At 63.3% G+C, this 11940-nt stretch carries 17 protein-coding genes; 10 read left to right on the forward strand and 7 right to left on the reverse strand.

All coding sequences use genetic code 11. The features are described from left to right. Positions 1 to 162: 162 nt before the first annotated feature. The 4 genes from ACIP5Y_RS21305 to ACIP5Y_RS21320 form a co-directional block, all read right to left on the reverse strand. Positions 163 to 729 carry a hypothetical protein gene (locus tag ACIP5Y_RS21305; protein WP_400351983.1) on the reverse strand — a complete coding sequence of 189 codons (567 nt, stop codon included), beginning with the start codon at positions 727 to 729 and terminating at the stop codon, positions 163 to 165. A gap of 22 nt (positions 730 to 751) precedes the next feature. Beyond that, a complete protein-coding gene (locus tag ACIP5Y_RS21310) occupies positions 752 to 1075 on the reverse strand; it encodes a hypothetical protein (protein ID WP_400351984.1) in 324 nt (107 codons plus the stop codon). Then, positions 1075 to 1308: a hypothetical protein gene (locus tag ACIP5Y_RS21315; protein WP_400351985.1), complete on the reverse strand. Its 234-nt coding sequence runs from the start codon at positions 1306 to 1308 to the stop codon at positions 1075 to 1077. The genes ACIP5Y_RS21310 and ACIP5Y_RS21315 overlap by 1 nt, the downstream gene beginning before the upstream one ends. Before the next feature lie 88 nt (positions 1309 to 1396). Continuing rightward, the gene (locus ACIP5Y_RS21320; RefSeq protein WP_400351986.1) at positions 1397 to 1621 is read right to left on the reverse strand and encodes a helix-turn-helix domain-containing protein; all 225 of its coding nucleotides are present in this window, start codon (positions 1619 to 1621) and stop codon (positions 1397 to 1399) included. 249 nt (positions 1622 to 1870) lie between these two features. Here ACIP5Y_RS21320 and ACIP5Y_RS21325 point away from each other — a divergent pair, with 249 nt between their 5' ends. After that, positions 1871 to 2209 (forward strand): helix-turn-helix domain-containing protein, encoded by a 339-nt coding sequence (locus ACIP5Y_RS21325; protein ID WP_400351987.1) that lies wholly within the window; start codon positions 1871 to 1873, stop codon positions 2207 to 2209. Here the strand turns inward: ACIP5Y_RS21325 and ACIP5Y_RS21330 are convergent. The 3 genes from ACIP5Y_RS21330 to ACIP5Y_RS21340 form a co-directional block, all read right to left on the reverse strand. Further along, positions 2119 to 2514, reverse strand: a complete 396-nt coding sequence (locus ACIP5Y_RS21330) for a hypothetical protein (protein ID WP_400351988.1) — start codon at positions 2512 to 2514, stop codon at positions 2119 to 2121. The two genes, ACIP5Y_RS21325 and ACIP5Y_RS21330, sit on opposite strands and share 91 nt — an antisense overlap. Positions 2515 to 3183: 669 nt before the next feature. Then, positions 3184 to 3819: a 2'-5' RNA ligase family protein gene (locus tag ACIP5Y_RS21335; RefSeq protein WP_400351989.1), complete on the reverse strand. Its 636-nt coding sequence runs from the start codon at positions 3817 to 3819 to the stop codon at positions 3184 to 3186. Positions 3820 to 3835: 16 nt separating this feature from the next. Beyond that, entirely contained in the window at positions 3836 to 5146 is a 1311-nt protein-coding gene (locus ACIP5Y_RS21340; protein ID WP_400351990.1) for a helix-turn-helix domain-containing protein, read from the reverse strand. Positions 5147 to 5388: 242 nt separating this feature from the next. Between ACIP5Y_RS21340 and ACIP5Y_RS21345 the strand changes: the two genes are divergently transcribed. The 9 genes from ACIP5Y_RS21345 to ACIP5Y_RS21385 all read left to right on the forward strand — a co-directional run bounded on the left by ACIP5Y_RS21345 (position 5389) and on the right by ACIP5Y_RS21385 (position 11831). Beyond that, the gene (locus ACIP5Y_RS21345) at positions 5389 to 5700 is read left to right on the forward strand and encodes a hypothetical protein (RefSeq protein WP_400351991.1); all 312 of its coding nucleotides are present in this window, start codon (positions 5389 to 5391) and stop codon (positions 5698 to 5700) included. Next, a complete protein-coding gene (locus ACIP5Y_RS21350) occupies positions 5697 to 5876 on the forward strand; it encodes a hypothetical protein (RefSeq protein ID WP_400351992.1) in 180 nt (59 codons plus the stop codon). The genes ACIP5Y_RS21345 and ACIP5Y_RS21350 overlap by 4 nt, the downstream gene beginning before the upstream one ends. Continuing rightward, positions 5873 to 7168 carry a nucleotide sugar dehydrogenase gene (locus ACIP5Y_RS21355; protein ID WP_400351993.1) on the forward strand — a complete coding sequence of 432 codons (1296 nt, stop codon included), beginning with the start codon at positions 5873 to 5875 and terminating at the stop codon, positions 7166 to 7168. The genes ACIP5Y_RS21350 and ACIP5Y_RS21355 overlap by 4 nt, the downstream gene beginning before the upstream one ends. 31 nt (positions 7169 to 7199) lie before the next feature. After that, positions 7200 to 8159, forward strand: coding sequence for an NAD-dependent epimerase/dehydratase family protein (locus tag ACIP5Y_RS21360; protein ID WP_400351994.1), 960 nt, complete (start codon positions 7200 to 7202; stop codon positions 8157 to 8159). Continuing rightward, positions 8159 to 8440, forward strand: a complete 282-nt coding sequence (locus tag ACIP5Y_RS21365; RefSeq protein WP_400351995.1) for a hypothetical protein — start codon at positions 8159 to 8161, stop codon at positions 8438 to 8440. Before ACIP5Y_RS21360 ends, ACIP5Y_RS21365 begins: the two co-directional genes overlap by 1 nt. Before the next feature lie 10 nt (positions 8441 to 8450). Then, positions 8451 to 9323 carry a formylglycine-generating enzyme family protein gene (locus ACIP5Y_RS21370; RefSeq protein ID WP_400353839.1) on the forward strand — a complete coding sequence of 291 codons (873 nt, stop codon included), beginning with the start codon at positions 8451 to 8453 and terminating at the stop codon, positions 9321 to 9323. A gap of 12 nt (positions 9324 to 9335) precedes the next feature. Beyond that, positions 9336 to 10253, forward strand: coding sequence for an NAD-dependent epimerase/dehydratase family protein (locus ACIP5Y_RS21375; protein ID WP_400351996.1), 918 nt, complete (start codon positions 9336 to 9338; stop codon positions 10251 to 10253). 95 nt (positions 10254 to 10348) lie between these two features. Then, entirely contained in the window at positions 10349 to 11065 is a 717-nt protein-coding gene (locus tag ACIP5Y_RS21380; RefSeq protein ID WP_400351997.1) for a PIG-L deacetylase family protein, read from the forward strand. A 37-nt stretch (positions 11066 to 11102) separates the two neighbouring features. Next, positions 11103 to 11831, forward strand: a complete 729-nt coding sequence (locus ACIP5Y_RS21385) for a class I SAM-dependent methyltransferase (protein ID WP_400351998.1) — start codon at positions 11103 to 11105, stop codon at positions 11829 to 11831. Positions 11832 to 11940: the final 109 nt, after the last annotated feature.

Genomic DNA, 11940 nt, shown 5'->3' on the forward strand with positions numbered 1-11940 from the left:
GGACCAGGGACGCGGCCCTCACAACCTCGAGCTACGTCGGCGGGCTGTGAGGAGGTCGGGGACGCGCCCGGGAGCACCGGCCAGGGGAAGCCGAGAGCGGCCACCGGACGCGTCCGTCCCTCGACGACCGGCGGGGAGGGGTAAAGCCGCCGAGGGAGTCCATCACTTGCTCGCCATGGTCACGGTCGGTGCGCCGTCGACGACTACCGTTGCGCTGGCTTTATCCCAGTGCGCGGCGCCGCCTTCGGTGTGCACGAACCCTTCGGCGTACACGACGTACTTGGTGCCGTCACCTGCCACGCAGGTCACGTAGGTGCCGCTGGAGTCACCGGTGAAGGTGCCATTCGGCTCCATCTGCGGCAGCGTGGTCAGTCCTGTTTCGCCGCGGCTCACGACCTGCTGAGGATTGGTCAGCTGACCGGTGGACGGCACCGGGAACCCGATCGAGGGACACACCTTGTACGGGGCGCTGCTGCCCTGCACGAAGAAGAAGCTCGTGGTGGCGACGCCATGGATCTGGGCGTTCTCCACACTGATCAAGGTCTGGCGATATTGGGAGAAAGTGCCGGCCGGGATGGGCTGATTGCGCTGATAGATATCGAGCTGGCTGGCGATCGCGTTGGTGTCCCTTTGGTTCACCGCGGAGGTCGACGAGCCACATGCCACGATCGTCGAGAGCACGGCTGTCGCGAATCCCGCGGTCAGCAGTGGACGAGCAAACCTGCGCATAATCGTTCTCCTACAGGGGGATTCAGCAGCTGAACGTGGTGTCGTGGGCGTAGAGGACGTCATTGGGGACGGTGTTCGGGGTCAGATCCAGATAAGTGGCGCAGAAGGTCGACTTCAGGGCCGTCTTCTGCCCCGGGTCAACCGCCAACCGGTACGCCTCGGCGGTGTCGCGGAGCTGACTGACCAGCGATGCCTGGTACGCCTGGGTGTGGGTGTTGACCTGATACCGGTTGTCCGCACCGTGCAGCGCGGTCCACCAGTGCAGTTGCCAGCCGCCGACGCACACTGCGGCGAACACTCCGATTGCGCCGGCGATGCCGGCCAACTTGAACGGGATGCGGTTCATTACTGGTCCTTGTCGTCGTAGAAGATCGCCGCAGCGAGCAGGGATAGGCCGGCGCAGCCGAGGCCGACCAGAAGGACGATCACGCTGCCGCGGACCCCGCTGTCGAAGCCGTCGGCGTCGATCCAGCCGGCGTGCGCGAGTGTGCTGGTCAATGCCAGCAATGCGCCCGCGCATGCGGCGGTGAGGACGGTGATGATCCGCGCGACCGGCCACGCTCGGCGGAAGCGGTTCATCGCGGCCTCCCGAAGAAGGCCCGCGCGATGAGCGGCGAGATAAGCAGCCCGATGATCGACCACACGCCGAGGAATAAGAGGACGGTGCTCATGCGGCACCGCCTTGCAGTGCGTCGTCGCGAAGGTCGGGCCAGCGTTGGGAGTCGAGGAACGCGTCGGACTCGACGCTCAGCACGGCGGCGAGCTTCTCGAGTTCGTCGATGTCGAACGGTGCGAGGCCGTCGAGCCGCCGACGCAGGGTTTCCCGCGGGATGCCGGAGCGCTCTGCTGCGGTGCGGACCGAGAGGTCCGCGTCTTCGATGACTTCTTTCACCCGGGCCGCTACACACCTCGACCAGGGGGCTGCATTACCCATATGGGGAGTTAGACGCCCCATATGGGGGGTTGGATTACCCATATGGGGGACTGTACGCCCCATATGGGGTGCAGGCAAGGGATGGTTCGGGCGCCCTTCGAACGGCGCAGTCGGTACGGATCTGGGCAGGTCAAATCTGTGATCTGCCCAGAAGTTGCCCCTGCCGCAGGGTGTTGAGCGCCCCAAATGGGGCGCTAAGCTACCTACATGGCTACGAGCGCACGCACTATCGGGGAGCTCACGCGGCTAATCGTCGCGGAGATACGAGCTGCCACCACTCGCGCGAGCTGGACCCAGCCCCAGCTCGCCGAGCGTTCAGGAGTTCCCTTCCGTACCCTCGAGAAGATCCTCAGGCTGGAAAGTGCCATCGATGTCGAGCAGCTACGGGCGATTGCCCAGGCATTCGGTATCACTCCCGACGAATTGATTGCCGCAGCGCGGCGCAACGGCGAGCTCTACAGCGTCGAGGGCAGCCTCATCGTGCCCGACGCCGGCGAAATCGATGAGCTGCTTGCACACCTGAGCAAGGAAGAGGATGACGGATAGCTGATACCTACGCTGGTCACCCAGCCCGCCGAGGACACCCACTTCCAGCCTGAGGTGCTGCGGCGCCCGTGCAGCCACACCTCCACGGCCATCGCAATCAGGCGCTTGAACTGCGTGGTGCCCAACCCTTCTCGCGGCACCACTTTCAATCGGCCGGCACCCAGGACGAAGTTCCCGACGATGAGCCATTCGTTGCGGATGGTCATCTTGCCGTACGGCGACAACAGGGCCACCCCGAGAGCGGCGAGATCTGCTGCGGTCAGAGCCGATTCGGCATTGGTTGCATCGAGAGCGTCGTCGCTCATTTCATTGCCATCCTTCAGTTTGTACCCCGACCCACCGCCCATGGGTGTCGCATATGCGACAGAATATTAGTTCGTGCGGAGCAACCTCGAAAGGGCCTTTGGAGCACCAACTTCCGGTGAATATCGGAGGCGAAGTCGGCGGCCATCGGCAAATGACTGGCGATCTAACTGGTTTTGATCACGAGACCGTCAAAGAGTGTGGTACGGCCACCTTTTGGTGTGTACAACCTGGATATGCGCAAGCAACTGACGGTATCGGCAATACCGATAGTGGACACGTCAGCTAACCGTGGGTCCCGCACTCGGGGATTGTGCAGCAAATACCCAGGAATTCAATTCTGGCGCAAGTCAATGACGCGCCATGCAACGCATGGGACATCCCATGCCAAGATCGCATATCGAAAGATGCTTCATCCCCCACGCCGCCCCTGCGCGCACTTCTGCGGCGCGTAAATGGACTACCCGCACTGGCGCACGTTTCAAACTTATGAGCTCAAACGAAATATGCCAGTGACCCTCGCCCGAGACCGCTTCACAGAGTTCTACCCTGCCAGCATCCGAGTTCGTAGCTGCGGCGATGTGGTTGTCCTGTGGTCCGCCGCAGACGCGCGTCCCGACCGACTGCCGTGGCCGCGTAGCGGAGCTGTCGCCCGCCCAGCGCTGCCACTCCTATACCGGCAGAATCGCCTTGGCGATATCTGTCCACTCATACTTGCGACGATCCCGGTTGAGATCGATCAACGCCACGCTGTCGACGTGCGCGCTAGCAGTGATATCAGCAAGCCCGTCCGACCCGAGCAGATCCTGGACATCCGCGATCGGAGTTGCGCCTGTCGAGTAAGCCAGCGTCAGGTGAGGCCGGAATTGGTCGTCACGTTCGGGCACTTGGCCGGCGCCCCACACGTCAGCGATCGCATCCTGTAGGACAGCTCGGATCTGCTCCAGGCCATATGGATTCGCCACCGGAAGCTGGATCGTCTCGGAGTCAACGACTGGCGGGCCGATCTGCACATCGAACCGCGGGCAGGCAACGAGCCGGTCCTGCGCGGCATCGGCCATCGCGAGAACGTCGGAGAGCTCAACCTCATCGGTGAAACCGATCCCCTGGATAGTCACGTGCAGACCACCCTCGTCGACAGGCTCCATCGTCGCGATCTTCGCCAGAGTGGGCGCGAAGCGCGGAACAAGCGCTCGCACCGCAGAATCTTGCTCGAAGGTGAGATGCCACGTGTAGAACGAACGCCCCAGGGACCATCCCGGACGCCACCACCAGTGATCCCGCGTCACTTCGTGGCCGTCGAGCATCAGAACCTCACTTTGCTCAATTGTCCAGTACAGGCAATGATCCGAGGTCCGAGTGACGACGGAACTCCGCGACAGAGTCTTCGATCGCCCGCACTCCCCGGGTTCCTTCTCCCGCTGCATCGCGCGCCATCCACGCTATCTCCTCAACACGCTGCATGAGGGGACCAACCCGATGCTCAGGAGGGGTAGCAGCGACCACCTCCAGTTCAGCTGTCACCACATCCAGGTCCCCGAGCATCACCTGCGCTTTGATCTGCTGACAACGCACCATTCGCTCCGAGCCAAGATTTCGTGAACTGACGGGCGTGCGCACGTACCCGTCCACCGCGGCCTGAGCGAACTGCAACGAGCGTGCAGGATCACCGAGCGAGAGACAGATATCGGCCCAGAAGCCGCCGGCGCGTTCGACCGAACACGAGAACGGCCCACCGAACGGATCTGCCGGCGGCTGCTCGGCGACCCGCGCTCCGATATCAACTGCGCCGTCCAAGGCCGACGACGCTTCCAAACCTCGATGAGCGAGAACAAGATCCAGAGCATGTGCGCTGGACAAAAACAACGCCGCGGTGCCGTTACGTGCATACCGAAGACCGTCTTCGGCGAAGCCGGCCGCCATCGCATAATCCTCACGCCAGAACGCCGCAGTGTGCTGCGATGCACGAACCCACGCCCGAAGGTCATCGTCCTCCGCGTTGTCGGCGAACACCCACGCCGTCCTCAAATGCTTGTCCGCCGCATCTGGGTGTCCCAGATCGACGGTGACCCATCCCAGAATTGCTAGCGCCCAGCCAGCGATACCGTAAAGCTGTGCACTATGGCGTGGTGACTGGCGCCCGCTCAACAACGTGATGGCCTTGTCTCGAATGGCGACTGTGCGCTGGAACAGCGGTAACGTCGGCTCCTTGAGGTAGCCGTGTGTCACCGACCGCAGATCAGCCCGCATGTCCTCGATGGTCATCGGACCCACATTGCTCGCCTCCGCCCACGCCAACAGCGCCGCAGACTGGTTCGCCGACTCCAGAACAGTTTCGAGCCCGGACTCTGAGCGCTGCTGCGGCAATTGAGTAGTTCCCGCGCCGACGTCCGCAGCTTCCGCTACGGACGTGAGCGCCCAACGGAACCGGCTTACCACGCCCTCCGGCGTCTTGGCGAGTGCCTCATCCAACGCGCGACGACTGGCAGCGTGCATCTTGGACGTTTGCCCGTTTTCCCAAAGACGGGCAGTCCTCTTCGTCACCTTCACGAAATCCGCGAACTCGCCAGGACTCATTCCCAGCACCTCGCGGAAGGCGCGTACTTCCCGAGCTGTCCACTCGAGGCCACCCATAGTGATGCGCTCCCCTGCAGTCGATTTGACTCGAAAATTACCCGCTTTTACCCACTTCGGGGCTGTTATGACCCGCGTTGTTAGGTGCAGTGTCGAGGGACACCCATACCGGGTGGCCTGGACCCCGAAAGGGGAAGACGTCGTCGACCGGACGATCGCTACCTGCGTTCGTAGCCAACCGGTCGGCGGCGTCCCGGCATCCGGGCATCACCCCACCGAACCGGACAGCAACCGAGGTTTCGATGCTGACGTCGTCGACTGTGATCGGCCTGATCATCGCCCTGCTCGCGATAACTGTTGGGGCGCTGAAACTTCCGCTCAAGGAGTCCAAATCCCTTGCCTCCACGCCCTTTCTACGGCACCGATCTGGGATCGAGTTTGGTCTGTCGCTATCAGAGCAATCGCACGACACCCCCGAGCGTCCGCTGAGTCCGATCGGGGCTTTCGGTGTGATGCGCACCCACCGACTTTGCCGCGCTGAACGCTGCCCGCGTAAAGCCGCAGCCCTCCTGGCACTTACTGGTATCGCTCCGATCAAGCCGAGGAAACGATGAACCACGACGCCCGACTGAAAGACCTGTGGGGACACCGGCACCGCTACTGCCACGACGCCTCCCTGCCGATGGGACTGGACGAAGCGCGATTCGTGCTGACTGCCCACGCCGGCCACGGACACGAATGCCTCCAATTCGCCGCCGCGATGGCACGATGCTCGGAGGTCAGCGCATGACCTCGGTTCAATCCGCCGACACACCAGGAACGACGCTCGCGCGGAGGCGGCGACGTGTTGTGGTCCTCGGCCAAGGCTTCGTCGGACTTCCTGCGGCGATGCTCGCGGTAGAGGCCGGTCACGACGTCGTGGGCTACGACACCGATACCCGCCGAGTTACCCAGCTCGAGAACGCCGTCTCCTACGTCAGCGATGTGAGCTCAGAATGTATCGCCGCAGCCCTCAGGTCAGGGCACTATTTCCCAACAAGCGACCCGGATGCGTTGAAGGACTTTGATGTTGCGTTGATCGCGGTTCCGACGCCGCTCGCCGACAATGAGCCCGACCTGGGTTGCATCGAGGCGGCCGCGATCACGCTCTCCTCCTACGTGCGGCGTGGTTGTTTGGTGATTCTTGAATCCACCGCCTATCCCGGAACCACCGAAGACATCGTTGCGCCATTGCTGACACATTCGGGACTGAAGCCGGGCCGCGACTTCTCGCTCGGGTACGCACCCGAGCGACTCAACCCGGGTGCTGGATTCGCTGAACTCGCGAAGGTGCCCAAGATCGTGGCCGGAGTCGACCACGAATCACGGCAGGCGGTCAGCGATTTCTGGTCCGAGTTGGTCAGCACGGTCGTGCCGGCCCGCACCATCCGCACCGCCGAGGTCGCCAAGCTGGTCGAGAACGCCTTCCGGCTGGTGAACATCTCCTTCGTCAACGAACTGGCTACACGCATGCAGTCCCTCGGTGTCTCGGTGTGGGAAGTTCTCGACCTTGCATCGACAAAGCCGTACGGTTACATGGGATTTCACCCCGGTGCAGGCGCTGGCGGGCATTGCGTACCTATCGATTCCGCCTACCTGGCATGGAGCCTGCGGAGAGTCTCGCGGCCCTCGGCGTCGATCGAGACGGCGATTCAAATCAATCAGCGCCAGCCCCGCTATGTCACCAGCCGGATCATCTCGGGCATCTTGCGGCGCAATCACACCACTACAGCCAGCAGATCCCGAATCGTTGTCGTCGGCGCTACCTACAAGCCTGATATCGCCGATATCCGCGATTCGGCGGCACTGAAGGTCGTTCACGAGCTCCGCCGACGTGGGGCCGACGTTGTGATCGTCGATCCACTCGTGCCCGATCTCGCGCATGTGCTGGCCGAGCTCACCCCCGAGCTGATCGCCACGGCATCCGCGGTCGCGCTACTGGTCGACCACGAATGCCTCGACTACGAACTCATCACCAGCGCCCGCTACGTGTTCGACGCCTGCGGCGCACTCCCCCCAGCGGCAAATATCGAACGTCTTTGAATCTCAATTGATTACAACGAAAGAGGAACTAATGAGCGACCAGCACATTCTTGTCTCGGGCGGCGCAGGATTCATCGGATCCCACGTGTGCATCAGGCTCGTGGAGGCCGGCCACAACGTCACCGCCGTCGACAGCATGCTCACCGGCCGGTCGGCCAACCTCTCCGATATCGCCGACAACCCACGATTCACCCTCCGCACTGCCGATATCAGCGATCCGGCCTCGATCGCCGAGCTGGAGCACGTCACCCATATCCTCCACCTCGCGAATCCAGCGAGCCCGAAAGCCAACACGCGCTGGCCTTTGGACACCATCCGCGCCAGCTCCCTCGGCACGCTGAATGTGCTCGATCTCGCCGCACGGACCGGGGCCCGGGCCGTGTGCGCCTCGAGCTCGGAGATCTACGGTGACCCGCAGGTTCATCCACAGGACGAGTCGTACCGCGGCAACTGCGATCCCGTCGGCCCCTTCAGCGCCTACACCGAGGGCAAGCGGGTATTGGAAGCAGCCGCGGCCGCTCATCGCAGGCAGGGCACCGACGTCGGAATTATCCGGCCCTTCAACATCTTCGGCCCCAACATGTGGCCCGAAGACGGCCGAGTAGTGTCGACCTTCTGTGCGAAGGTTCTCCGCGATGAGACCCTCGAAGTCGCGGGCGGCGCCCAGACCAGGTCGTTCTGTTATGTGGACGACTTCGTCGACGGGCTGATCAAGATGATGTACTCGCCCTCGTTCGGGCCGATCAACCTCGGCAACCCCACGACCGAGATCACCATCGCAGAATTGGCCGAACTCGTCTGCCGCACGGCAGGGACCGGTCAGGTGAAAATGACGCCCGGACGTGTCGGTGACACCCACCGCCGCCAGCCCAACATCGCTCTCGCCAGCGAAGTTCTCCAGTGGACGCCGAGCACCTCGCTGGAGACAGGCATCGAACGGACCCTGGAATGGATGGCCGACATACTCGATTCCGACGAAGCGCAGCACTGATGATGGCAACAATCACGTTCACTGTGCCACCGAGCTGGAGCACCGAAGCTGAACTCGATGAATTGACGTGCGAGGCACCAACAGTCGGTGCGGCGATTGAATGGTTCGCCGACCGCTACCCGTCCCTGCGCAAGCGCTATCTGACCGTCGCCGGCGATATTGCGCCGTGGGCTCTGGTGACTCTCGACCATGTCGATGTCCGGACACTGTCCGGTCTGAATACATGCGTCGCATCGAGCGAAGGCGAAATCGGGATCATCGCCGCGCTGATGGGAGGCTGAGTTGACTGCAATGATCGAGATCCCAGCCGCCCGAGTCCAAATCGGAGCACCTGACGATCACCTCGACGACCTCGCCAAGCGCCAGCGATACGGCCGCGAATGGTTCGAAGACGAAGCACCCCAACATGATTGCGACATTGCAGCGTTTCGAATCGACCGGACACCTGTCACCAACAGTGCGTTCAGCGAGTTCGCCGCCCAGACCGGCTACCTCACCAGAGCCGAGCAACAGGGGTACGGCCTGATCTACGGGCCCGAATACTGGCGGACCGAGCCAGGAATCTGCTGGCACAGACCGGCCCCCGGCATCAACGCTGTCATGCACCGACCCGAACATCCAGTCACACACGTGGATTGGACCGACGCCGCAGCGTTCGCCTCGTGGGCGGGCAAGCGCCTGCCCACCGAGATCGAATGGGAGTACGCCGCGCACGGAGCATACTGGTCGCCCTACCCATGGGGGCATGAATGGGACCCGAAACGGGTCAACTGCGCCGAACATTGGGCAGGCAGCATCGTGAATGCTGTCGGCGGATGGCGCATATGGTGGCAGACCCGCTATTCCGACCTCGGCTCAGCACCCGCCACCACCAACGTGGGGGCTCTCAGCCCGGCCGGCGACTCCGAGTTCGGCGTCGCCGACATGGCCGGCACCGTCGCCGAATGGACGGCCAGCACCTACGACTTCTACGACCCGCACAGAACCTACGATCCCTCGTTCGCCGCTGCTAAGCTCCACCGCTATCGCGTGGTACGAGGTGGTAGCTGGAAACACCTGCAAGCGCAGGTCCGCACAACCGAACGCATGGCCGCCATGCCCAGCTATTCGTGCTTCGACATCGGCTTCCGATGCGCCGCCGATGCCAGTCCCGACAACCGATAAGAAGGGTGCAGAATGCGCGTAATCATCACCGGCGGAGCCGGATTCATCGGCTCCCACCTACTCGACAAACTGGTAGTCGACGGACACCGGGTCAGCGTCATCGACAACCTGTCCTCCGGCGACAAAGCCCGCATCCCCGACACCGTCACCCTGCACACCCTCGATATCCGTGACGCTGCCGCGGTCGCTGAGATCGCTGCCGCCGAACGCCCAGAGGTCGTCTTCCATCTGGCCGCGCAGATCAGCGTGCGCCACTCGGTCGCCGACCCGTTCTTCGACAACGACACCAACGTGCGCGGCACCCTAAATATCCTCGAGGGCGCGCGTCCCGTCGGCGCGCGGGTGGTGCTCGCCAGCACCGGTGGAGCGATGTACGGCGACGGCGTGCCGATGCCGACGCCGGAAACCCAGCTTCCGAAAACCCAAGCCCCGTACGGCATCAGCAAATACTGCGGCGAACAGTACCTGGCCCTCTACAACCGCCTCCACGGCACCAACCACGTGTCCCTGCGACTGGGCAACGCCTTCGGCCCCCGCCAAGACCCGCACGGTGAAGCCGGTGTCGTCGCGATCTTCTGCGGCCTCATCGCCGGTGGCGAAACACCGACGATCTTCGGCGACGGCCACCAGACCCGCGACTACGTCTACGTCGCCGATGTGGTCCGAGCCTTCGCCGCCGCCGCGGACTACACCGGAAACGAGGAAGTGTTCAACATCGGCACCGGCCGCGGCACCTCGGTACGGGAGCTGCTCACCGCGGTGAACACCGCCGCCGGCACCGACATCGAAGCCCGATTCGCACCCGAACGCTCCGGCGAATGGAAACACGGAGCACTCGACTCATCCCGCGCCGCAGCCGAACTCGGCTGGACCGCCACCACGACCATCACCGACGGCATCCGCACAACCTACAAGCAACTCACGGCCTGACGCCGGCCGCCACAGGCTCCGAGGGCGCCACCTGCGGCACCCATCGGAGCCTGCCGCGCGCGGGGGTGCCTATTGCTCGAGCAACGGGGGAAATCATGATCGACTGGGCTCAACAGCGCGTACTGATCATTGCTCCTCATCCCGACGACGAAGCAATCGGCTGCGGCGGACTCATCAGCCGAGTCAAACGTGCAGGAGGCCAAGCCTTCGTCCTGTGGGGAACAATCGCCGACATCCGAGACTTCTCTGCCACCGGCCAATCCACCTCCGACCAGCGGCGGCGCGAAATGCAAGCCGCACAAGCCTTCTGGCCACTGGACGGCTGCCACCTGGCCTTCTCCGGCGCCCACTACAATCTGCGGCTGGACACCGTAGCGGTAACAGAGCTGATCGAGCTGATGGAGCGCGGCGATCATCCGTTGTCGCTGACCACGCTGCAACCTACCATCGTCGCTATCCCCGATCCTCGCAGCTACAACCAAGACCACGCCGCCCTCGGCGGCGCGGCAGTCAGCGCGCTCCGGCCCGGACCCAACACCTACCGACACCAGCCCGAACTCGTCCTCGTCTACGAAGAAGTCGGCGACCTCTGGAACGCCGACCAACTCACCGCTCCGCGCAACTTCTTCGTAGAACTCGACGGCGCCGACATCTCTCGCAAGATCGCAGGATTGCGCGTGCACCGAAGCCAGTGGCGCGACCATCCCCACACGCGCTCCGAAGAAGCCCTGCGCGGCCTGGCCGCTGTCCGTGGCGCCCAAAGCGGCCACCTGTGGGCAGAGGCATACCAGTGCCTGCGATGGCGCGCATAACCCTCACCAGCACTGCCCTGTCGGAGGAACTCATCTGATGATCGACCAGCCAGTGATCGGCGACGCATTCGGCGAAGCCCTCATGGAGGAACTTGAGCACGGCGACGCATTCGAAGTCGACGAACGCGACGACGGATACGTGAAGGTCCACCCGATCTCCCGCTATTTCGCCGACTACCCGGACTGGCCTGACTTGGAAGCGGCAGCCCTCGATAGCATCAGCGGCCGAGTCCTCGACCTCGGCGCCGGGGCAGGCCGCGCCACATTGGAATTGCAGAAGCGCGGGCAGCCAGTACTCGCCATCGACAGCTCACCCCTCGCCGTCGAAGTCTGCCGTCGCCGCGGTGTCGAGGAGCGCATGCTAGGAACGATCTTCGACATCCCCTCTCGGGACGAGATGTTCAGCTGCATTCTGATGCTCGGAGGCAATCTCGGATTGCTCCAGAATCCAGCTACTGTAAAAGAATTCCTGGCTGCGGCCTCCGCGTCGACCAGGCCGGGAGCACAGATCTTCGCGCTCGGCACCGACCCCTATCGCACGAAAGATCCAGCGCACCTGCAGTATTACGCGCATAACCGGGCTGCCGGCAGAACCGGCGGCCATCTCCGCCTTCGGATACGTCACAGGCACACAGCCACTCCGTGGTTCGATCAGTGGCTACTGTCGCTACCTGAGCTGGAAGCGGTGCTGGCTGGTACCCCGTGGTTCCTCGATTCCGCTTGCCGTGACGGAGCGCGCTACCTGGCTACATTGGCTCGCAGATAGGTAGTCCGAATGCCACTGTGATGACATCGCGTGCCAGAAGGGACGTACTGTCATCGACTGGCTATAGGCAGGGGCTCATTGCTGGCAAACTCGACCGGTCGGCAGCAGA

Origin of the sequence: Nocardia sp. NPDC088792 (assembly GCF_044750615.1) — a bacterium.
Lineage (GTDB): Bacteria > Actinomycetota > Actinomycetes > Mycobacteriales > Mycobacteriaceae > Nocardia.

Bases quoted from the DNA above. Each gene is read 5' to 3' on its own strand.
- ACIP5Y_RS21330 (WP_400351988.1), bottom strand. From the start codon at position 2,514: ATGAGCGACGACGCTCTCGATGCAACCAATGCCGAATCGGCTCTGACC.
- ACIP5Y_RS21375 (WP_400351996.1), top strand. From the start codon at position 9,336: ATGCGCGTAATCATCACCGGCGGAGCCGGATTCATCGGCTCCCACCTA.
- ACIP5Y_RS21365 (WP_400351995.1), top strand. From the start codon at position 8,159: ATGATGGCAACAATCACGTTCACTGTGCCACCGAGCTGGAGCACCGAA.
- ACIP5Y_RS21350 (WP_400351992.1), top strand. From the start codon at position 5,697: ATGAACCACGACGCCCGACTGAAAGACCTGTGGGGACACCGGCACCGC.
- ACIP5Y_RS21310 (WP_400351984.1), bottom strand. From the start codon at position 1,075: ATGAACCGCATCCCGTTCAAGTTGGCCGGCATCGCCGGCGCAATCGGA.
- ACIP5Y_RS21340 (WP_400351990.1), bottom strand. From the start codon at position 5,146: ATGGGTGGCCTCGAGTGGACAGCTCGGGAAGTACGCGCCTTCCGCGAG.
- ACIP5Y_RS21385 (WP_400351998.1), top strand. From the start codon at position 11,103: ATGATCGACCAGCCAGTGATCGGCGACGCATTCGGCGAAGCCCTCATG.
- ACIP5Y_RS21370 (WP_400353839.1), top strand. From the start codon at position 8,451: ATGATCGAGATCCCAGCCGCCCGAGTCCAAATCGGAGCACCTGACGAT.
- ACIP5Y_RS21325 (WP_400351987.1), top strand. From the start codon at position 1,871: ATGGCTACGAGCGCACGCACTATCGGGGAGCTCACGCGGCTAATCGTC.
- ACIP5Y_RS21305 (WP_400351983.1), bottom strand. From the start codon at position 729: ATGCGCAGGTTTGCTCGTCCACTGCTGACCGCGGGATTCGCGACAGCC.
- ACIP5Y_RS21345 (WP_400351991.1), top strand. From the start codon at position 5,389: ATGCTGACGTCGTCGACTGTGATCGGCCTGATCATCGCCCTGCTCGCG.
- ACIP5Y_RS21335 (WP_400351989.1), bottom strand. From the start codon at position 3,819: ATGCTCGACGGCCACGAAGTGACGCGGGATCACTGGTGGTGGCGTCCG.
- ACIP5Y_RS21355 (WP_400351993.1), top strand. From the start codon at position 5,873: ATGACCTCGGTTCAATCCGCCGACACACCAGGAACGACGCTCGCGCGG.
- ACIP5Y_RS21360 (WP_400351994.1), top strand. From the start codon at position 7,200: ATGAGCGACCAGCACATTCTTGTCTCGGGCGGCGCAGGATTCATCGGA.
- ACIP5Y_RS21380 (WP_400351997.1), top strand. From the start codon at position 10,349: ATGATCGACTGGGCTCAACAGCGCGTACTGATCATTGCTCCTCATCCC.
- ACIP5Y_RS21315 (WP_400351985.1), bottom strand. From the start codon at position 1,308: ATGAACCGCTTCCGCCGAGCGTGGCCGGTCGCGCGGATCATCACCGTC.